Below are 19,938 nucleotides of genomic sequence, written 5' to 3' on the forward strand. Positions count from 1 at the left end.
CCAAGCTTTTCTGGTCGGAACCCCCTAAGCCGAGTTTTCAAGGTGCTGCGCCGTCCACTTGGTTTTCGAGACTGGCCTTTTAATTCTAACGTAAAGCCAACCTAGAACGGCGGGGTTTCAGACCCAAAATTTCCGATGAACAAGCTGATAGAAATTCGATGTCCCAACTGTGGCAGCGTAGCTCAAAGGCTCTTGAGCGATCGCCTACCCGCAGGATATAAGTGTCCGGCCCGGCAGGTTGCTCAGACGGAATGCCCAGTGTGTGATTATTTCATCGCCATGTGTTGGCAAAACGGCGCTGTGCTGGAGGCCTATGCTCCCGGCACTCAGGGGAACACAGCCGCCGCTACTCCGCCCCAGCCCCAACCAGCGAGCGCCCATTGGCCCTGGTCATCTCTGTTGACAGTGGCACTCAGCCCACAAGAGTCTAGGAAATTGCTATCGGGACAACCCTAGTCAACTTTTGTGTTTATACCAGTTCTTTCATTTAAAAAAAACCAAACCATATATGCTACAAGCTCAAGAAATTATGACCCAAAACGTTGTCACCATTCGTGGTTCGGCAACGGTTGCCGATGCCGTGAAATTGATGAAAGAAAAAAAACTGCGGGGGTTGATTGTCGAACCGCGCCATGAACAGGACCCTTATGGAATTGTCACCGAAACCGACATCGTTTACAAAGTGGCGGCCTTTGGCCACGATCCTAAAACTATGCGGGTCTATGAAATTATGGCCAAGCCCTGTGTGGTCGTCAATCCCGAACTGGGGGTGGAATATGTGGCTCGGTTATTTGCTCAAACCCGCATTCGCCGCGCCCCCGTGATTCAGGGCAAAACTTTGCTGGGCATTATTTCTGTCAGTGATATTCTCTTCAAGAGCGATTTTGTCGAAAAGCCCAAGCGGTTGTTCATTGAAGATGAAATTGAAGCAGCCCGGGAAGACGCGCGGGCAATTTGTGCGGCCAAGGGTGAAATCTCTCCCGATTGCGCCGCAGCCTGGGATGTGGTGGAGGAACTCCAAGCGGAAGCCTCCCATCAACGGGTCAAAAAACAGGGGAGTAACTCACTTCAGTCCTACTGCGAAGCCAATCCTGATGCCTTAGAGTGCCGCATTTATGAGGATTAAATCCTGGCGGGTTTTGGGAGAATCGATCGCCTTGAGGATTTCGCCGATCGGTTTCCCCGCGCGATCGAGTTCTTGATCTCCACCTTTTCGGATAGAAGATAGATAGATCGATCGCTTGCGCTTACCGAATTCGACTTGATCGGGGGTCTGTGGGTACATACACCCCTAATTCCCCTGAGAGGAGATAATCAAGAAAAGTCTTGGCGATCACGGATAGTTTTTTATCCTTGGGATAAACCACATACCAATGGCGTTGGATGGGAAAATCTTCCACGTCAAGGATGGTAAATTCCCCATGAGGATTATCTAAATTTAAGACGTGCTGAGACAGAACCGAAATTCCTAAACCACCGGCGACCGCTTGTTTAATGGCTTCATTATTGCCGATTTCCAAACGCAAAGATACAGTGATGCCATGGTCGAGAAAAATTTGCTGTACTGCCCGTCTAATTCCCGATCCCATTTCCCGCATAATAAAAGGTTCCCCTTGCAGCCGTTTAATCGGAATTTTTTTCTGTCCCGCTAGGGGGTGATCTTTGCGAGCAATTACCACAAGGGGGTTTTCCAGAAACGGTTGAATCTCCAGGTTTAGATCTTCGGGGGGTTCGCTTAAAATATATAGGTCATCAACATTATTGATTATCCTTGCTTCTAGATCTTGGTGATTGGTCAATTCTAGGGACACATCTACCCCTTGGTACTGTTGACAAAAAGGACCTAGGATTTGAGGGATTAAATATTGGGCTGTGGATACCGCCGCTAAACGCAGTTTACCCTGTTTAATCCCCTTGATATCGGCGATCGCCATCTCAAAGTTATCAAGATCCTTGAGGACTGCCTGACAGGTTACTAATAAACTGCGTCCGGCCTCGGTTAAATACAAACGTTTGCCTATCTGTTCGAATAAGGGCAGACCCACTGCTTTAGTCAGTTGTTTCATCTGGGTGGAAACCGTGGGTTGGGTGATCGATAGTTCTTCAGCAGCTTTGGTGAAACTGCCATGACGAGCGGTCGCTTCAAAGACGATCAGTTGATGTAAAGTGGCTTGAATCAAGAGAGGCCTCTAGAGAGCTACACTTCTGTTACTGCCTTGAGGAGCTTTGCTAAACAGAAGCAGGAATGGAGGGGAACGAGTGAAAACCTCCCCACACCGCTTATATCATAGGTTTAAATCAATACTTTTGTAAAGATATATCGATTCAAACTCAATTTACAAAAATTTGCTTGTCAAGATATCCGTTCTAGTATAGATTTATAACAATCGATCTTTAAAAACCATAAAGTTTTGTCTATCAAGGCTGGTCTGTCAACCGCCGGCTTTGTTGTGGCAAAAAATCCTTTGCTCAGTTGGATTCTCATGCAAATAACCAATCGTACTCATTTTGACAATTTGCGGGGCGATATCTTCGGTGGTGTAACAGCTGCCATCGTTTATCACCCTCTAGCTCTCGCCTTCGGGGTAGCTTCTGGGACAGGGGCGATCGGGGCCAGTTTAACCGCCAAAAATCCCGAATTAGGCTTACCTGCGGACTTGACGCTGTCCAAAGTTCTGCCCGCAACAGGTTTGCTTAAGGGGTAAAGAGCCTTACTCTTACTCTCTTTCAGCTTTTGAAGGTTGATTTAGTTCGTTTATATTCAATACTCCTCATCAGGGGAGGCTTAAGGAGGTATTCGTGGATTTTTTCTCATTGTTTGTCATGGACTTTATCCAGCAGTTGCAGTCCCCAACACTGGCCTTTTTGATTGGTGGGATGATCATTGCTGCTCTCGGGAGTGAATTGGTCATTCCAGAGTCGATTTGTACGATCATCGTCTTCATGCTGCTGACCAAAATCGGTCTGACCGGCGGGATTGCCATCCGCAATTCCAACCTGACGGAAATGGTATTACCAATGATCTTTGCCGTAATAGTAGGGATTATTGTGGTCTTCGTCGCGCGCTATACCTTAGCCAATCTGCCCAAGGTGAAAGTGGTCGATGCGATCGCAACTGGGGGGTTATTTGGAGCCGTGAGTGGCTCGACTATGGCAGCCGGTCTGACGGTACTCGAAGAACAAAAGATCCCCTACGAGGCCTGGGCTGGCGCACTCTATCCTTTTATGGATATCCCGGCGCTGGTAACGGCGATCGTGGTGGCTAACATTTATCTTAACAAGAAGAAAAACAAAGAAGCGGCCTACGACCGCGAGTCTTTTAGCAAGCAGCCGGTGGCGGCCGGGGATTATTCCGATCAGCAGGATTATCCCAGCAGTCGGCAGGAGTATCTCAGCCAGCAGCAGCCGGCGGATAATCGGGTCAAGATCTGGCCGATCATTGAGGAAAGCCTGCGGGGACCGGCCCTATCGGCCATGTTATTAGGTTTGGCTTTGGGCATATTCACCCAGCCGGAAAGTGTCTATAAAAGCTTCTACGATCCCCTCTTTCGCGGCTTGCTTTCGGTCTTGATGCTAGTCATGGGGATGGAGGCTTGGTCACGGGTGGGTGAACTGCGTAAGGTAGCCCAGTGGTATGTCGTCTATAGCGTCCTAGCACCGTTTGTACATGGGCTAATCGCCTTCGGTCTCGGCATGATTGCCCACTACGCCACCGGGTTCAGTTGGGGCGGTGTCGTGGTTCTGGCCGTCATCGCTTCCTCTAGTTCCGACATCTCCGGGCCGCCCACGTTGCGGGCCGGTATCCCCTCGGCTAATCCCTCCGCCTATATAGGCGCGTCCACGGCCATCGGTACACCAGTAGCGATCGGCTTGTGCATACCCTTCTTCCTTGGTCTCGCCCAGGCCCTCAGCGGCGGCTAGGATTGTGGTCTGTGGGCGTTCCCTTGACGGGGCCTACCAAGCAAATAAATGTACACACTTAAGGAGATAATCAACATGGCCAAACCAGCCAAAAAGCTCGTCATCGTCACAGAAAAGATTTTGTTGAAAAAAGTCGCCAAGATCATCGAAGAATGCGGGGCGAGTGGTTACACGGTGATGGATACTGGCGGTAAAGGCAGTCGCAACGTGCGCTCGTCGGGACAACCCCACGTTTCCGAAACCGACAGTAATGTTAAGTTCGAGATACTTACCCCCGATCGAATTATGGCCCAAAATATTGCCAAGCAGGTTGCCGAGCAGTTTTTCCTCAATTTTGCGGGCATGATCTATCTCTGTGATGCGGAGGTTCTGTACGGACAGAGTTTCTGTGGACCAGAGGGCTGTGATATCTAGCCGGACCATGACTCCGGCACTCTAGGGCCACCGCATCCCCAGCTTGACTGTCCTTGAGCGGTGGCCCTTTTTCATATCCCCCAGTTTTATGACCACCTAGGGCTTGCTGAATAAATCTAAAAACCTTGTTGGATAAGGCTTTTAGGCTTTTTTCCCTCAAAAAGTGCTGACCATTGGAGTGATTGGGGGTAAAATCCCTGGACTTTTTCCCTGAAAATTAGGTAACTGACTACCTCAAAATCGGTAAAACCCTACACCCTACACCCCACACCCCACACCCTGCCCCCACGAAAAACTTTTTCAGCAGACCCTACCTAAAACCTTTAACCCTCATCCCTTTAAACTCATGATTTTGTCCCATATTCTGCCTTCTTCGATCGGGGAGATAGCGGCTCCCATGACTCCGCTCCCCTTGCTCGCCACCGTTGTGGCCGAGGATTCACCGATTATTCTCTCTGGCGTATTGCTGACGCTGGTGGTGATTTATCTGGCCAGCAAGCTCGGCGCAGAGGCCGCCAGACGATTAGATTTTCCGCCTGTACTGGGAGAACTGGTGGCCGGTGTGATTGTCGGCGTTTCGGCCTTGCATCTGGTCATCTTTCCCGAAGGGGGGCTATCGGCCTCCGACTCGGTGATTATGACGGTACTGCAAGGATTGAATCAATTGGCCCCGGCTGCCGTAGACCGGATCTTTGAGTCCCAAGGTGAAGTGATTTCGGTTCTAGCTGAAATCGGTGTGATTATTCTGCTGTTTGAAATTGGCCTGGAATCGGATCTGCGGCAACTCAAGGAAGTGGGAATTCAAGCCACGGTTGTGGCCTGTGTGGGGGTTGCGGCACCTTTTGCGGCGGGTACGGCCGGGTTAATGCTCGTCTTTCATGTGGCCGCCATCCCGGCGATTTTTGCGGGGGCTGCCTTAACGGCAACCAGTATCGGTATTACCTCGAAGGTGTTGTCAGAGTTAGGTCAACTCAAATCCAAAGAAGGGCAAATTATTGTCGGTGCGGCGGTGATCGATGATGTCCTTGGTATTATTGTTCTGGCTGTGGTCGCTAGTTTGGCCAAAACCGGTGAGATCGATGTGGTCAATGTTATTTATTTGATCGTCAGCGCTACGGCCTTTTTGATCGGATCAATTTTGTTGGGAGGTATTTTTAACAAAAGTTTTGTGGCGATCGTGGAGCGGCTGAAAACTCGGGGCAATATTGTTATTCCGGCATTTGTCTTCGCTTTCTTTATGGCATTTTTGGGCAATGCTATTCATCTTGAAGCGATTTTAGGGGCCTTTGCCGCCGGTTTGGTGCTTGATGAAACCGATACCCGCAACGAGTTGGATGAGTTGATCAAACCGATCGCCGATTTGCTCGTACCGATTTTCTTTGTGACGGTGGGAGCGCGTGCCGATCTCGGTGTTTTAAACCCAACGGTACCGGAGAATCGGGCCGGACTTTTGATCGCTGTCTTTTTGATCGTTGTGGCGATCATCGGTAAACTGGTGACGGGCTGGGCAGTTTTTGGCCTATCCGGAATCAATCGTCTCGCCATCGGTGTGGGCATGATTCCCCGGGGTGAGGTGGGTCTAGTTTTTGCCGGGATTGGTTCGGCCAGCGGAATTTTGGATAAGCCTTTGGAGGTGTCGATTATTATTATGGTAATCCTGACCACTTTCCTCGCTCCTCCCTTCCTCAGAGTCGCTTTTGGTAAGACGGAAGCTGTTCCCGAAACCCTGGAAGGCAAGGAGCCAGCTAATCCTATTCCTTAATTTTGCGGGTAAAATCTGATTTTTTAGACGAGGCTGAAAATACTTCAGCCTTTTTTGTCGACGATAGTTCCGGGATTTATCGGTTAGAAAGAGCGCAGTTTCCCCGCGACCAACCCCATTCTTCCACTCCCACGGAAATTTGCGAACCGGGACGGACATCTCCTTTCGATAAGTCTATCAGGGTCACACTGACTGCGGCGAATAAACTGCCACGATAAATCGGTTGTCCTTTGTTGTTAGTATTTTTAAAGCTAAGGCTAGAAACTTGGGGAGGTTGACCGGAACGCGTCCAGCGAATGCGTTCAAAACGTCCATTGAGAAATTCTGCCGAATAGGACCAACCGTTATTCATGCGACCTCGACAAAAAAGCTGTTGTGTGGCCACAGTAGCAGGAATATTGACAGATAAACTCAGAAGGCTGAATGCAGCGAGAGCGATCGGCAAAAATTTCATAAAAGTTGGCACTATAGGGTCAAATAATCCCATTATAAGTTCTTAGCTCGCAAATTTAACTATCGCGGCTGCGGTAAGTTCCGGTTTTTCGAGATGGGGAACATGACCACAGCGAGGAATCCAGACCAGTTGATTATTAGGTAAAGCCTGCTGAAATTTCTTCGCGTCTTTTGTGCCTAAAATTTGATCGTTTTCTCCCCAAATAATCAGAGTTTCTCGGTTTATTTGGCTTAATTGCGGCAAAAATGCCCCATAACCGCCACTTTTGGTAAAGGAGATTAAAGCCTCACTCCAGTGGGGACAATTCAGGTGCAGACTAGCACAGGTGCAAGCATCAACAGTGGCCAAAGTTGCATCAAAATAGGCAGTACGACTGATATTTTGACGCACGCGGGGATTGGCTAAAAAATTAGTTGCCCACTTATCGAGGGGAGAAAACATCAATTTACCCAAAACTGGTGGATTAGCTAGTCCTGCGCTGTCAATGAGGACTAATTTCGCCACTATTTCCGGGTAGGAGAGGGCAAAATCGAGGGCCACTGCACCCCCCATGGAAGCACCGACTAAAATTATCGGTTCGGCGATCGCAGTTTGCCAGAAATGGTAAAGATGGCTTTTAATAGTTTTCGGAGATACTTCTAAATCTGGCTCTCGCTCAGTAAAACCGAAGCCGAGCAGATCCATCGCCCAAGTTTCCCTATTTTGGGCGAGTAAAGGTAGTAAACGCCGAAATTCCAGCAGGGAACTATCAAAACCGTGCAGGAGGACAAAAGGCGGTTGACCTTGCCCTTGTTGACTATAGGTAGTTAGAATCGATCGGGGATAGATAGGGCTATCGATGGCAATTTGTTGGATATTTTCGAGGAGAGCAAGGGAGGTATCTTCGCTCAATCCCTCGCTAACAGTGGGTAAAAAGTTAGGATAATTCACGGATGAGGGGGACAGTTTTTTCTAGAGTTTCCGAACATCGGCGTTGATTTTATCAGCCTGTATCCAAGATTTCCGGTCAAAAAAACCCAGGCTGATAACTGATAGCTGAAAGTTATCTTAATAGCTAATTTCGAGGGTGACAGCAGCGCGCAGGGTTTGTTCCCCTCCGATAACCGGGCTACTGGCAGCATCGGCACTCCGAAAAACCGCTTCTGAGCGGGCTATTGGCACGGGATTACCTGTATTACCCACTTGGATAGAAACCGTTTCTTTCGCCACTAAACCGAGGGCTTGTAACACGATTGTGGCCTGTTCTCTAGCTTGTTCCGTGGCTTTGATGAGAGCGGTTCTTTGGGCAGCTGCGATCGCTGATTCTCCAGCAGTAAAACTCACCCCATCGATGCGTGTTGCCCCGACTTTGACCGCTTCATCGATTAAAATCCCCGCTTGGGCTATATCGATCTGAAAACTAATCAAATTAGCCCCGATATAACCAATTAAACGTCTTTGATTGTTGCTGAAGTCGTAATTGGGCTGTAAACTGATGCCGGTGGTTTCCAATTTTTCCACTTGACGGGAACGGAGAAATTTAACCACCGCATCGCTACGATTGGCGGTTTCCCTCTGCACTTTCCCCGCTTCTTTGCCTTGAACTTCTACCCCTAAGCGCACTACTGCTTGAGAAGTGGCGATATTTTCTATTCCTTCTCCCGTCACGGTAATTGTCCTCAATTCTCTTTCGTTTGCGTAACTAGGCATAACTAATCCGGTGTTGATGAGGATAAGGGACAGCAAAAATGCCCAGCAAAATTTTCTGTAATTCATGAAAAATCCGTAGCGATCGATACTATATTTCGATTCTAGCCTTTATTTTGGGCAATTGAGTTGCAGATTATCCCTTTTCCGTCACTTTCGCCATATTGGTGACTAAGCTCTGGGAACTTGAAAAGGGGCCTTTAAGCAAGATTGGTGACTCTCTTCGGTTTGGTGGGTAAAATGTATTCTAAGATACAGTCTTGCGCTCAAGTGAGTGTAAAGAACCACAGAGACACAAAGGACACAAAGACCGATCGCTATTATATAAGTTAAACTTGTCACACAAAGAATAAGAGAGCCGATTGGTTCGCACACTGGTGCTGTTGATTAAAAAGATAAATTCTCAAAACTTGCTATGATCTAACAAGATTGTTAATGCACTTTCTCGGATTAATTATCCCCTGCAATGACTCGCCAAATTCACGACCAATTTGCCAAGGAATATTTAGAAGAACTCTTAGCGTCTCTAGGGACGATTAAAAAGAGCAAGAAAGTCAAGAGTGAAGTCCAAGAAATCGATGTCTGGTTTGAACCAGCCAGTTCAGCATCAAGGACTGAATTACCCTTGGGGTTACTCGGTAAAATGGCGGCGACTTGCTGCTTATTTGAACCTTTCCGTAACCCACCCTCCGAGGTAGAGATTCGCAGTTGCATCTCAAAGTTATATGCGGTTCATGGCGAGGTCTTGAGGAAGGCGAAACGGACAAACAAAACTCTAACTGAAGCTGAACTACCAGTTCTCTGGATTTTAACGCCTACTTTTTCGGGGAGAATGATTGAAGAAGTCGTGGGAATCCCCCCTTCATTCCTACCGGAAGAGGGGATGAAAGAGGAGTGGGGAAAAGGAGTTTATTTTTCCCCTAGCCTGTTCAAAACAGGAATCGTCGCCATCCATCAATTACCAGTCAATGAGGAGACTTTATGGTTGAGGGTGCTAGGGAAAGGAGGGACACAGAAACGAGCAGTAGAAGAATTAGTGCAATTGCCTGAAGGTAATCCTTTCCAAGAGAATTTACTGGAAATTCTGGCCAACTGGCGCAAGAGTTTGGAATTAAGAGATAATTTAAGTACCGAAGAACAGGAGGAGATTATGAACCTATCACCAGCTTATTTACAACAACGAGAAGAGTGGAAACAAGAAGGGATACAAGAAGGGATACAACGAGGCAGTTTAGAAGGACAACTATCGCTGATAACCAGTCTTCTGGAAGGACGGTTTGGCCCCCTAGATGCAGAATTATCTGGTCTGGTGGAACAGATTGCCCAACTTCCTATCTCGGAACGCACCGGTTTACTTCTTTCTCTGGCTAATTTATCTCGCTCAGAACTGTTAGAAAGATTCAGGGAAAATTAAACTTTCAGTCCCAATATCAAAAACAGACAATTAAAATTCCCGATGAACAATCATTTCCAAATCCTGAAGAACCTTAAATGTCCTGCTTATTTTGCTAGACTAAAGAAGTCCCAATTCTTGATTAGCCTGAGATAGGAAGGATTATGGTCAATCAAATCAGCATTGTCATCTCCAAGAATCCCGACGGATATTCACTCAAATCTCCTGAATTAGCAGCAATTGATTACCAGGATAGCTCTCTAGAAGGCGTTTTAAATCGACTGAAAGATGCCCTGGAAACTCATCTGATGGCTTCTGATATATCTCAAGAGGAGACTGGAGAATCAATTTTAAAGATAGTTGATAGGTTGAATCTGAACTTCCCTGAAGAAGAACTTGATCCGCTTCCATCTGACGGTGCAGAAGAGCATGACCATTATCTTTATGGGAGTCCCAAGAAAAGGCAATGAAACAAATTTTTGCCGAAACTTTCTACTGGGTTGCTTTAATCAATCCCCAAGATAATTGGCATCAACGAGCCAGAGAAGTTACGTCCAGTCTCAAAAACGTTAAACTTGTGACGACGGATGAAGTTTTGGTAGAGCTACTGAATTTTATGTCAGTCCGGGGAGCAAATCGGAAGCGGCGTACTGTCGAATTTATCGATGATCTGTTCCAGAATCCCCGCCTTCAAGTCATTCCGCAAAACCGAGAATCATTCCTGCAAGGCTTCGAGTTATACCGCCGCCGTCCAGACAAAGAATATAGCCTGACAGATTGTATTTCAATGACGGTCATGCAGCGCTTAAAAATCAGTCAAGTGTTAACTCACGACAATCATTTTCAGCAAGAGGGTTTCATAATTCTATTTGAATAACAGAGGGAAAATTAAACTTTCAATCCCCCTAAGCTAGGAAAAACTATTCCCAAGCATTAATGGTAGTTTGTTGGCTGAATTATGGGCAAATCTCGCTCGCAGAACACATGAGTAGAAAACGGGTTTCTCGGAGAAACCCGTTTTCTGTGCGTTACTCAACGGATTTAGTATGACAACTGATAAAAACCCCTCCAATTAATGAAGGGGAATTATCGGATTTTATTGATGGTTTTAGGAGACTTTTGTGGTTTCTTTTTCTGAGGATTTGGAGGATTTCAATTTGCGCTTGAGGGTTGAGGCTGCGCCGAGTGTGCCGAGGACGAGGATACTGAGGGTTGAGGTTGGTTCAGGCACTAGCATAGTACCGGTGTTGGTATTGGTAAAAGAGAAGCTCAGGTCATTGTAATCAAATGGACCATTAAACAGATCTTCAAAGCTGACTAAAGTTTTGTTTGGCATCCAGTTTTCTTGCACTCTTGCATGAGTCTTGTTGTCTGGATTTCGGCTAGCTGGTCCGGTAAAAAAGTTATTCCCTGTATTTTGGACAAACAGTCGGAATCTCAATTCAGCACCGATAGAAAAAGAACCTAATGATACCGTACTACCCACTGTCGAAGAGAGATTATTGAAGATAAAAAGATCGTTAGAAAAATCTCCATCGTCACCAGGGTTGCCTAATCCATCAAGCATTAAGTACAAATTGTTGCTGAACGAGGCAGAATTGCCCTCATAAGTGGCTATTATTGGAGAAGTATTACTTACCAACACTTTTATCCCTTCAGTGCCTGGGGATGCTATGGGAAAGGAATATGCTACCATCGGAGCGGAGACAACCGCCCCAAAAACTGCTCCTAGTGAGAAATACCAAACGTGATTCATTATCTTTCTCTTGTGTTAACTTTACAGTGTTAATTTCACGTCCGTATGATACACATTCCCCCCCCCCGAACTGTATTCTAAGCTACATTTTTATAAATATTTACATTCCTCTCCGTCAGGCTTCTTTAGCAACGTTAAGAGCGATCGCCTTCTATCTTTTAGTAGTCAATAATGCCGATGACAAGAGCTAAGTTAAGATTGAAGGGCATTCAGTTGTTAACTCGTGTAATTCTTGAGTAGGGCGAAAATATGACGACACTACTTGTACAAGCGACCTCGGCTCCTTTGATGATTGATCTTCCTTGGATTATGCCGATGACGGAGGAGCAGTTTTATGAATTTTGTTTAGCCAATCGAGATTTACGCATTGAACGCAGTGCTAGTGGAGAAGTGATCGTTATGCCTCCTGCTTTTTCAGATACGGGTAATCGCAATTTTAATATAGCTCTGCAACTGGGGAACTGGTCAGAACTAGATGGAACGGGGCTTGGGTTTGATTCTAGTGCGGGTTTTACGCTGCCCAATGGCGCGACTCGTTCACCGGATGCTGCTTGGATTAAATTAGAACGCTGGAATGCTTTAACAGAAAAACAAAAAGCCTCTTTTGCCCCCATCTGTCCCGATTTTGTGATTGAATTACGTTCTGCTAGTGATACAGTATCCAGTTTGCAGAAAAAGATGGAAGAATATATTGCCAATGGTACTTTATTGGGTTGGTTAATAGATCGCCAAAATCGCCAAGTCTATATTTATCGTCCCCATCGAGAACCGGAGATTTTAAATGCTCCTGAAACCATTAGTGGTGATCCAGAATTGCCGGGGTTTGTATTAGTAATGGCTAAGATTTGGTAAATGCGATCGCGGCGGACTCCTGTTATGAATTATGAATTATGAATTGGGGAAGTGGGGAGTGGGTTTTTAAAGTTGGATTGGGAGTTAATCATACTGTTAAAAAAGGATTTAGTATCAGGGGCGACCGGGATTTTCCCACAACTCGATCGAATGTGTTATCATTCTTAGCAAATAGAGTAAGTCAGCCTAATTCAACCGTGGTCTGTTGAAGCGGAGGAACCGAATTTGGGGCGCATTTCAGTCAATGAAAAGGACATCTCTCAGTCCTAGCCCGTCAGCTAACTTCGTCGGCATTGGGGGAAGACTGAAGAGAAACAGAATAGGAGATATTCCTGCAAATATTCTGGCTCTTTCAGGATTCTTGGTTGGTACTGCTCATTATCTGTACCTCGATCCTTATATAAGGGTAAATAACATGAATATTGCGGCTATTTTAGTCGCTGGGCGTGCCACAGGCAGGCAAGCGAAAGCTTGGCTGTTTAAGGATGTGGTACTGTATCCGGCGATGGGTTTTATCGGTCTGATTACCCTCTGGTGGGTAATTGCGACTTTCCGAAGTGAATTGATGCCCAATCCTTGGCAGGCCTTGACTAGCAATCTCGATTATATTCTCCATCCCTTCTATCGTCGCGGTCCGGGCAATCTCGGCATTGGTTGGCTATTGCTGGCCAGTTTGCGACGCGTCTTAATCGGTTTTCTGTTGGGAGCATTAGTGGCTATTCCGGTCGGGTTTCTCATCGGGCTATCCCGGCCGGCTATGCTCATCCTCAATCCGATCATTCAAATTCTACGCCCCGTTTCCCCCCTAGCTTGGCTACCTATCTCTCTGGCCATGTTTGGAGTCGCGGAACCCTCGGCCATTTTTGTGATTTTTATCACCTCCCTCTGGTCAACCATGATTAATACAGCCCTAGGAGTCGGTAGTGTACCCAAAGACTATATCGATGTGGCCAGAGTCCTAGAAATGCCCAAATATCGCCAGATTTTTAAAATTATCCTCCCCGCTAGTTTGCCTTACATTTTTACGGGATTGCGCTTAAGTTTAGGAATTGCTTGGCTAGTCATCGTAGCCGTGGAAATGTTAACCGGAGGTGTGGGAATCGGGTTTTTTCTTTGGGATGAGTGGAATCGCTTAAACCTTAGTTCCGTCTTTCTGGCGGTGATTGTCATCGGCGTTACCGGTTTAATCCTCGATTACCTAATTAGCCGTTTACAAATCCTTGTCACCCATCGTCCCGCTAAACCGGGCAGTTAATACCATGATTCCCCCCATATCTAGACGTACCTTCCTTCAGGGATTGGGGACGACTTTGGTTACTGGTAGCCTGACTGCCTGTACTATCAATGCCAGTCGCAACCCGACGGGATTAACCGAGGCAGCCCTAGCCGTAACCCCGATTATCGATCCGAAAACCCTAGAAAAACCTCACCTCACCGTGGGATATGTCCCCGTCAATGATTGCGCCCCCTTCGCCGTCGCCTGGGAAAAAGGCTTTTTTCGCAAGTATGGACTGAATGTCACCCTCAGTCGAGAAGCAAGTTGGGCGAATTCCCGTGATGGGATTATCTTCGGACGCTTGGATGCTTCTCCCGTGGTCTCCGGGGCGATTACCAATGCGAGGACGGGGGCAGAAGGGGCGCGGGTTGCCCCTCTGTGTGGGGCGATGACTATTCATCGTCACGGCAACGCTATGACCATGAATCGGCCGATGTGGGATTTTGGCCTTCGACCTTGGCGAGAGTATAATGGCGATCTTGAGCAAGCGGGACGGCAACTGCAAGCCTATTTCCAGAGTATCCCCCCGCAAGAGCGCATCTGGGCGGTGGTCTTGAGTTCCTCCATCTATGAATACTTCCTGCGTTACCTCACGGCATCGATGGGCATTAATCCGATCGAAGAATTTCGTCTTTTGATTATTCCGCCGCCGCAGATGGTCAACAATATGCGTATTGGCACAATGCAAGCTTATATGGTGGCCGAACCCTGGAACACTAGGGCGATTACCGGTAACGAAGGGGTCGGTTTTACCTTTGCCCAGGGACGGGAAATCTGGCAAGGCCACCCCGATCGCATTCTAGCGGTGATGGAGTCCTTTATCGAAGAAAACCCGAAAACCTATCGCTCTTTAGTCAAAGCGATGATTGAAGCTTGTCAGTATTGCGATCGACCTGAAAATCGAGAGGAAGTAGCGACGATCATTTCCGGGCGCTCGTTTACGGGGGCAAAACCACAATTTACCCGCCCCGGCATCGTTGGGGATTACAACTATGGCGGTTTCGATGATCAAAAACGTCTGGTTGAGGATCTAGCGACGACAATTTTTTTCGCCATGCCGAAAGATATTGCCAAAGCCGATCACGATCATTCTACCTTTCTCTGGCAATCCGAAAGTCTTTGGTTAATCACCCAGGCCGCTCGCTGGGGACAGATTGCTGAAATACCCAAAAATGCGGAAGAAGTAGCCAAAAAAGCTTGGAAAACTGATTTATACCGTCAAATCGCCGACGATATGGGTATTGTTTGTCCCAGCGAGGATTATTACGTCGTACCGCCGGGGGCTTTTATCGATCAAAAGGCTTTTGATCCTAGCGATCTCGTCGGTTATCTCAAGAGTTTTGAAATTCGCGCCAATTCACCTCAATTCTTTTATTTGCACGGATAATTATTATGGCCCAATTCTCCTCTGTTCCTAACTCGCTCTCAAGTTCCTTTTCCGGGGAGGAATTTTTAGAGATTAAAAATATCGTTAAAGCTTATCCTCAAGCTGATGGCAGCAATTTTGTTGTCCTTGATGGGGTCAATCTAACTATTGGTTCCCAGGAATACATTTCGGTGATCGGTCATTCCGGTTGCGGCAAATCGACGCTTTTAAAAATTATCGCCGGTTTAGAACAAGCCTCCTCGGGACAGGTCACTTTAGAAGGAAAATTAATTCGTAAACCGGGGGCCGATCGCATGATGGTTTTTCAGCATTATTCTCTTTTGCCCTGGTTGACAGTGCGAGAAAATATTCGCTTGGCGGTGGATGAAGTTCTTAAAAGTGCTAGTAAAGTTGAAAAAAATAGCCTTGTTAATGAACATTTAGCTATGGTGCATTTAACGGCCGCTGCTGATAAATATCCCGAAGAAATCTCCGGCGGAATGAAGCAGCGGGTGGGCATCGCTCGCGCTTTGGTAACTCGACCGAAAATGCTATTAATGGATGAACCTTTTGGGGCTTTAGATGCTTTAACTAAGCGAAAATTACAACAGGAAGTTCTGAAAATTTGGGAGAGTCACCGGCAAGCGGTGATTATGATTACCCATGATGTAGATGAGGCAATTTTCATGTCCGATCGCATTGTTTTAATGACCAATGGGCCCCATGCTAATATCGGTGAGATTTTAACGGTTCCTTTTACCCATCCCCGGGATCGTCACGCCATGCGAGAAACTCAAGAATATTATGATTTAAGAAATCATGCTCTCGATTTTCTAGAGCGTTATTTTACAGCCGATGAATAGGCGGTGAAAAAGTCAGATAATATCTGTAGGGGCGAAGCATTCGGATGGGAAATCTCCGGTTTCAGCGATAGGTTATTGCCCGAATGCTTCGCCCTTTTTCTGTTAAGATGGGGACAGGGTAGCCAATTCTAAGGCTAAAGGATCAACCCGGCGTAAATTTGCCCCTAATGCTCTTAATTTACCCTCTAAATTATCGTAACCTCGATCGAGGTGATGGAGTCCCTGCACAATAGTAGTCCCCCGGGCTGCCAATCCTGCTACCACCAAAGCTGCCGAAGCGCGTAGATCCGTGGCCATCACCGGAGCCCCGGAGAGGAAAGGCACACCGCGCACTAAAGCCACATTTCCTTTGACCTTGATATCTGCTCCCAGACGCTTTAATTCGGCCACATGACGCAGACGGTTTTCAAAAACCGTCTCATTAACCACGCTACTGCCCTCGGCTAAAGTTAATAGAGCCATAAATTGGGCCTGCATATCCGTGGGAAAACCGGGATAGGGCAGGGTTTCCACATCGGTGGCTTTTAAGTCTTTAGGGATAATCCGGAGACGATTAGGACCATCTTCCACCACTTCCGGACCGATTTCGTGCAGTTTGGCAATTACCGAAGCTAAATGGCTGGGAATCACGGGATAAAGACTAATTTCCGAGCCGGTAATCGCCCCGGCTATCAGTAAAGTCCCGGCTTCAATGCGATCGGGAATGATATTATAATCGGTACTGTGCAGACGGGAAACTCCCTCAATAACAATTGTATTGGTCCCAGCACCGCGAATTTTTGCCCCCATGGAAACACAAAAATTGGCTAAATCAATCACCTCTGGCTCTTGGGCCGCATTACCGAGAATGGTTTCCCCGAACGCTAAAGTCGCCGCCATCATTAGGGTTTCCGTCGCTCCCACACTGGGATAATCCAGATAAATATTCGCCCCTTTCAGACGACCATTACCCTTAACGCGGGCGTGTACCATGCCCCGATCAATTAATACATCTGCACCCATTGACTGTAGGCCTCTAACGTGCAGATCCACTGGTCTGGCCCCAATGGCGCAGCCGCCGGGGAGGGGAACTTTTGCTTCTCCTAAACGGGCTAAAATCGGTCCAATGGCAAAAAAACTGGCCCGCAACTGGGAGACGAGATCGTAGGGTGCTTGAGCTTGTTTGAGGTCTCTGCCATCAATCTCTAGTCTATCTCCGGTGCGACGGACTTGCACGCCCAAAGCCGAGAGAATTTGACTCATCCGCTCGATATCGGCTAGGGCAGGTACATTACTAATCTGGCACTCGTCGGAGCAGAGTAAAGCTCCCGCCATAATCACGAGAGCGGCATTTTTGGCACCACTGATCTTGACTTCACCCTTGAGAGAGTGACGACCTTGAATTTCTAAATAGGGATGCTCGGTATCGATGGTCATAGGATGATTCATTTATCTTAGTTGGGAGTCTTGGCTAAGGAAAGCTTCGGTAAAATGAGACTGCATCTTATCAGATTTTTGAGGAAATTATTGGTGATTCTACCCCGAAAAGCGATTTTTGTCTTAATTATCTCAACTATCTTGACTTATGGATTGTCCGATAGTATAATAAAAGATTGTGAAAGAAAAATGCGGAACTGGCGGAATTGGTAGACGCGCTAGATTCAGGTTCTAGTGTCTGCAAAGACTTTCGGGTTCAAGTCCCGAGTTCCGCATTATCTCCCTCAAGACGCAGTTGTTTAGGGTAGCCCTAGCGGGGTGAAAAATCCGATTGGCTATAATCTCGATCGCTCTCCTGTAACGGCTATGATTAGCAGTGTTCAAAACCCTTTAATCAAGCAAATTCGCAAGCTACACCGCACTAGAGAGCGACAGGAGCAGAATTTGTCCTTAATTGAGGGAACGCACTTACTAGAGACGGCTTTAGCCGTGAATTGTTCCCTAGAGACGGTTTGTTATACTGAAAAGTGGCAGCAAAGACAGGGAGAATTAGCAGAGAAGCTTCAAAATCAGGCGAAACGAGTCGAGATAGTTTCCCCGGAAGTCCTCGCTTCCCTAGCAACAACGGTTAATCCCGATGGTGTGATTGCCACTATTTCCCGTCATCACCTTCATCCAATCCCCCAAAATCCGCTACAATTGGGCTTAGTTTTGGAAAGATTGCAGGATCCGGGTAATCTCGGCACTATTATTCGCACTGCTGTGGCTACGGAAGTACAGGGTATCTGGTTAAGTCTTGATAGCGTCGAAATCGATAACCCCAAAGTGATCCGCAGTTCGGCGGGGGAATGGTTTCGATCGCCCCTGGTGGTAGAATCGGATTTATCGGCTTTGGTGAAAAAATATCAAGCACAGGGGGTAAAAGCGATTGCGACTTTACCCACAGCCACCAAAAGCCATTGGGAGATTGATTTTACCCGTCCGACTTTAATCTTGTTAGGCAATGAAGGAGCCGGTTTATCACCCCAATTAGCGACTTTAGCCGATGAAACGGTGAAAATTCCCCTCTTTGGTGGTGTGGAATCTTTAAATGTTGCGATCGCTACTGCTGTCATCCTCTACGAAGCTAGAAGACAATTATCCTACAGTAGGGTGGATTAGCGTCAGCGTAATCCACCGTTAAACCAGACAAGAATTAGAGATTTATGTATTCTCGTTTTCTGTCTCCCAATCTAAATCATCTAGCATCTTCAACAATAAATCAATGAATACGATAATTGCTCCACCCTCCTCTGGTTTAGGATCGATGAATCGATGAGCGTAACGGTTACGAAAAAGCTTCATTGTACCCGAATATAAATCACGGTATGCCTCTAATTCTTCTGATGGAAGCTGATCTTTTTGTACAGATTTATTGCTTCCAAAAATTAGGTTAACAATACCATTACCCGTGGCTTTTTGATTAATATTATCAATATTTCCCAGTTTCCTCATGCGGTCCTCTAAAACCACTGTCGCATTGCGAATCGCAGTATCCCACGCTTTTGGATTATCTCCACCCGCACTCACAGAAAAACGGACTCTCTCCCATAGTTCGGAGTCTAAATGTTCAACTTCAGTTAAGGGAATTAGATGAGGAATAGCCGAGCGATTGGGTTCAGCAAAGTTAGAATCAACCGCTTCATAAGCTTTTCCTGTTAGAGTGCCTTTGTATTGATGCTGGCTTTTTTGTTGCCATTTAATATAACCATATTCTTCTAATATATCGAACGTTGCGAATTCGACATAAGGAGGGCTATCAAAACCATTGTAATTTACCCAAAGATGACTGTTAACAGTCGGACTGTAGTACCAAATACTGTCCTCTTTAAGATGACCAGCCCGTACTTCTTTAACTATCCATTGCAAAAGTTTTTTTTGATTGTCTGTTAGACTCATATTTACACCTCGAAAGGTAAAGAACAGTACTATTATACTATGTAGTTTTGATTTTCGTAACGGGAATTTGCTAAAACCGACATCTATATAGGGTCTGCTGAAAAAGTACGGGCGAAGCATTCGGATAGAAAATCTACGGTTTCACCGATAGGTTGTTGCCCGAATGCTTCGCCCCTACAGGACACGAGCCGATGAAGACGCAAGGTTTTAAACGAAGATTCTCTCAAAATCTTGCACCTGTGAGAGCAAAACAGAACCCTAAAACCCTTACCTCGTCTATATTTCACATTTATTCAGCAAGCCCTATATAAATCCCTCGGATAGGTGAAACTGTTTCTATGAATAGTGAAATTTGATACAGTCAACCAATTTTTTACACTTCCGTTTTTTTGGCAAGTTTTGGCGGAATTTGCGCGGCTGTTAAGGTGACAATTTGGCCATCTTTGAAAATGCTGATAGACTCTCCTAAGAGGCGGTGTCTCTCAATTGCTTCTGCGATTGCGACTCTAACACCTGTATCGATTTTCTGATGCAGTTCCGTTAAGGTGGGTTCAGTCATTTTGGTTTCTGGTAATGATTCGGAAGGTGTCTGGGTTATAAATAATAGGAGGTTGATTAAATCCTAACGCAGCAACTAAGTGCGGTTCATCCCCAGAATTATCATAGATAACCCAAGTATCGCACAAGGGTAAATACAACTGCTTGACATCCTCGCCGCCCTAAAAGTGCGGCGATTCCTAAACCTCACGATTTAAGTTTCTGCTTCCACCACCGTCGCATACCACAGTTAAAAAACCATGTACTGTCTTACACAGAGTCCACAGACTTTCGCCCCATTTCA

23 protein-coding genes, 1 tRNA gene and 1 riboswitch are annotated in these 19,938 nt (G+C 46.5%); of the genes, 15 read left to right on the forward strand and 9 right to left on the reverse strand.

The features are described 5' to 3' along the window. Positions 1 to 135 precede the first annotated feature (135 nt). Both O9300_RS07665 and O9300_RS07670 read left to right on the forward strand, forming a co-directional pair. A complete protein-coding gene (locus O9300_RS07665) occupies positions 136 to 456 on the forward strand; it encodes a hypothetical protein (protein WP_147068921.1) in 321 nt (106 codons plus the stop codon). A gap of 52 nt (positions 457 to 508) precedes the next feature. After that, the gene (locus tag O9300_RS07670) at positions 509 to 1,126 is read left to right on the forward strand and encodes a CP12 domain-containing protein (RefSeq protein WP_147068922.1); all 618 of its coding nucleotides are present in this window, start codon (positions 509 to 511) and stop codon (positions 1,124 to 1,126) included. On the opposite strand, the gene O9300_RS07675 is transcribed toward O9300_RS07670, so the two are convergent. Beyond that, on the reverse strand, positions 1,100 to 1,285 hold the full coding sequence (locus O9300_RS07675) for a hypothetical protein (protein ID WP_287971073.1): 186 nt from the start codon (positions 1,283 to 1,285) through the stop codon (positions 1,100 to 1,102). The genes O9300_RS07670 and O9300_RS07675 overlap by 27 nt on opposite strands. Then, positions 1,248 to 2,180, reverse strand: a complete 933-nt coding sequence (locus O9300_RS07680) for a LysR family transcriptional regulator (RefSeq protein ID WP_287971074.1) — start codon at positions 2,178 to 2,180, stop codon at positions 1,248 to 1,250. Before O9300_RS07680 ends, O9300_RS07675 begins: the two co-directional genes overlap by 38 nt. A 231-nt stretch (positions 2,181 to 2,411) precedes the next feature. Here O9300_RS07680 and O9300_RS07685 point away from each other — a divergent pair, with 231 nt between their 5' ends. The 4 genes from O9300_RS07685 to O9300_RS07700 all read left to right on the forward strand — a co-directional run bounded on the left by O9300_RS07685 (position 2,412) and on the right by O9300_RS07700 (position 6,097). After that, entirely contained in the window at positions 2,412 to 2,705 is a 294-nt protein-coding gene (locus O9300_RS07685; RefSeq protein WP_287971077.1) for a sulfate permease, read from the forward strand. A 94-nt stretch (positions 2,706 to 2,799) separates the two neighbouring features. Continuing rightward, complete coding sequence (locus O9300_RS07690; RefSeq protein ID WP_287971079.1) at positions 2,800 to 3,921, forward strand: sodium-dependent bicarbonate transport family permease; 1,122 nt, start codon at positions 2,800 to 2,802, stop codon at positions 3,919 to 3,921. Between the two features lie 75 nt (positions 3,922 to 3,996). Further along, the gene (locus O9300_RS07695; protein ID WP_079207015.1) at positions 3,997 to 4,335 is read left to right on the forward strand and encodes a P-II family nitrogen regulator; all 339 of its coding nucleotides are present in this window, start codon (positions 3,997 to 3,999) and stop codon (positions 4,333 to 4,335) included. A 346-nt stretch (positions 4,336 to 4,681) separates the two neighbouring features. Beyond that, positions 4,682 to 6,097, forward strand: a complete 1,416-nt coding sequence (locus O9300_RS07700; RefSeq protein WP_287971080.1) for a cation:proton antiporter — start codon at positions 4,682 to 4,684, stop codon at positions 6,095 to 6,097. Positions 6,098 to 6,173: 76 nt separating this feature from the next. Here the strand turns inward: O9300_RS07700 and O9300_RS07705 are convergent, their stop codons facing one another. The 3 genes from O9300_RS07705 to O9300_RS07715 form a co-directional block, all read right to left on the reverse strand. Then, the gene (locus O9300_RS07705) at positions 6,174 to 6,551 is read right to left on the reverse strand and encodes a hypothetical protein (protein WP_147068927.1); all 378 of its coding nucleotides are present in this window, start codon (positions 6,549 to 6,551) and stop codon (positions 6,174 to 6,176) included. Between the two features lie 42 nt (positions 6,552 to 6,593). Further along, positions 6,594 to 7,481, reverse strand: a complete 888-nt coding sequence (locus tag O9300_RS07710) for an alpha/beta fold hydrolase (protein WP_287971082.1) — start codon at positions 7,479 to 7,481, stop codon at positions 6,594 to 6,596. A gap of 117 nt (positions 7,482 to 7,598) precedes the next feature. Then, positions 7,599 to 8,306, reverse strand: coding sequence for an SIMPL domain-containing protein (locus tag O9300_RS07715; protein WP_287971083.1), 708 nt, complete (start codon positions 8,304 to 8,306; stop codon positions 7,599 to 7,601). Between the two features lie 397 nt (positions 8,307 to 8,703). On the opposite strand from O9300_RS07715, the gene O9300_RS07720 reads away from it, so the two are divergent. The 3 genes from O9300_RS07720 (at position 8,704) to O9300_RS07730 (ending at position 10,507) form a co-directional block, all read left to right on the forward strand. After that, complete coding sequence (locus O9300_RS07720) at positions 8,704 to 9,651, forward strand: RpnC/YadD family protein (RefSeq protein WP_287971085.1); 948 nt, start codon at positions 8,704 to 8,706, stop codon at positions 9,649 to 9,651. A gap of 143 nt (positions 9,652 to 9,794) precedes the next feature. Continuing rightward, the gene (locus tag O9300_RS07725; RefSeq protein ID WP_061431457.1) at positions 9,795 to 10,100 is read left to right on the forward strand and encodes a hypothetical protein; all 306 of its coding nucleotides are present in this window, start codon (positions 9,795 to 9,797) and stop codon (positions 10,098 to 10,100) included. After that, a complete protein-coding gene (locus O9300_RS07730) occupies positions 10,097 to 10,507 on the forward strand; it encodes a type II toxin-antitoxin system VapC family toxin (RefSeq protein WP_287971086.1) in 411 nt (136 codons plus the stop codon). Before O9300_RS07725 ends, O9300_RS07730 begins: the two co-directional genes overlap by 4 nt. A 231-nt stretch (positions 10,508 to 10,738) precedes the next feature. On the opposite strand, the gene O9300_RS07735 is transcribed toward O9300_RS07730, so the two are convergent. Next, the gene (locus O9300_RS07735) at positions 10,739 to 11,386 is read right to left on the reverse strand and encodes a PEP-CTERM sorting domain-containing protein (protein WP_287971088.1); all 648 of its coding nucleotides are present in this window, start codon (positions 11,384 to 11,386) and stop codon (positions 10,739 to 10,741) included. 249 nt (positions 11,387 to 11,635) lie between these two features. Between O9300_RS07735 and O9300_RS07740 the strand changes: the two genes are divergently transcribed. From O9300_RS07740 to O9300_RS07755, 4 genes are all read left to right on the forward strand, one after another. Then, the gene (locus tag O9300_RS07740) at positions 11,636 to 12,238 is read left to right on the forward strand and encodes a Uma2 family endonuclease (protein WP_002782221.1); all 603 of its coding nucleotides are present in this window, start codon (positions 11,636 to 11,638) and stop codon (positions 12,236 to 12,238) included. A gap of 173 nt (positions 12,239 to 12,411) precedes the next feature. Continuing rightward, a riboswitch (cyclic di-AMP (ydaO/yuaA leader) is annotated at positions 12,412 to 12,546 on the forward strand. Positions 12,547 to 12,653: 107 nt separating this feature from the next. Next, positions 12,654 to 13,493: a nitrate ABC transporter permease gene (gene ntrB, locus O9300_RS07745; protein WP_287971090.1), complete on the forward strand. Its 840-nt coding sequence runs from the start codon at positions 12,654 to 12,656 to the stop codon at positions 13,491 to 13,493. 4 nt (positions 13,494 to 13,497) lie between these two features. Further along, positions 13,498 to 14,901, forward strand: coding sequence for a CmpA/NrtA family ABC transporter substrate-binding protein (locus O9300_RS07750; RefSeq protein ID WP_287971092.1), 1,404 nt, complete (start codon positions 13,498 to 13,500; stop codon positions 14,899 to 14,901). Positions 14,902 to 14,906: 5 nt separating this feature from the next. After that, positions 14,907 to 15,743 carry an ABC transporter ATP-binding protein gene (locus O9300_RS07755; protein ID WP_287971093.1) on the forward strand — a complete coding sequence of 279 codons (837 nt, stop codon included), beginning with the start codon at positions 14,907 to 14,909 and terminating at the stop codon, positions 15,741 to 15,743. A 102-nt stretch (positions 15,744 to 15,845) separates the two neighbouring features. Here the strand turns inward: O9300_RS07755 and murA are convergent, their stop codons facing one another. Beyond that, a complete protein-coding gene (murA, locus tag O9300_RS07760; protein WP_287971095.1) occupies positions 15,846 to 17,159 on the reverse strand; it encodes a UDP-N-acetylglucosamine 1-carboxyvinyltransferase in 1,314 nt (437 codons plus the stop codon). A 191-nt stretch (positions 17,160 to 17,350) separates the two neighbouring features. On the opposite strand from murA, the gene O9300_RS07765 reads away from it, so the two are divergent. Together O9300_RS07765 and O9300_RS07770 are read left to right on the forward strand one after the other, a co-directional pair. After that, a tRNA-Leu gene (locus O9300_RS07765) sits at positions 17,351 to 17,434 on the forward strand. Between the two features lie 91 nt (positions 17,435 to 17,525). Then, on the forward strand, positions 17,526 to 18,320 hold the full coding sequence (locus O9300_RS07770; protein WP_287971100.1) for a TrmH family RNA methyltransferase: 795 nt from the start codon (positions 17,526 to 17,528) through the stop codon (positions 18,318 to 18,320). A gap of 42 nt (positions 18,321 to 18,362) precedes the next feature. Here O9300_RS07770 and O9300_RS07775 read toward each other — a convergent pair whose 3' ends face one another. Together O9300_RS07775 and O9300_RS07780 are read right to left on the reverse strand one after the other, a co-directional pair. Next, the gene (locus tag O9300_RS07775) at positions 18,363 to 19,097 is read right to left on the reverse strand and encodes a TIGR02391 family protein (RefSeq protein WP_287971097.1); all 735 of its coding nucleotides are present in this window, start codon (positions 19,095 to 19,097) and stop codon (positions 18,363 to 18,365) included. Between the two features lie 373 nt (positions 19,098 to 19,470). Next, positions 19,471 to 19,656, reverse strand: a complete 186-nt coding sequence (locus tag O9300_RS07780) for a hypothetical protein (protein ID WP_024970799.1) — start codon at positions 19,654 to 19,656, stop codon at positions 19,471 to 19,473. Between the last annotated feature and the right edge of the window lie 282 nt (positions 19,657 to 19,938).

This window comes from Microcystis sp. LE19-195.1E, from assembly GCF_027532095.1.
Taxonomy (GTDB): Bacteria; Cyanobacteriota; Cyanobacteriia; order Cyanobacteriales; family Microcystaceae; genus Microcystis; species Microcystis aeruginosa.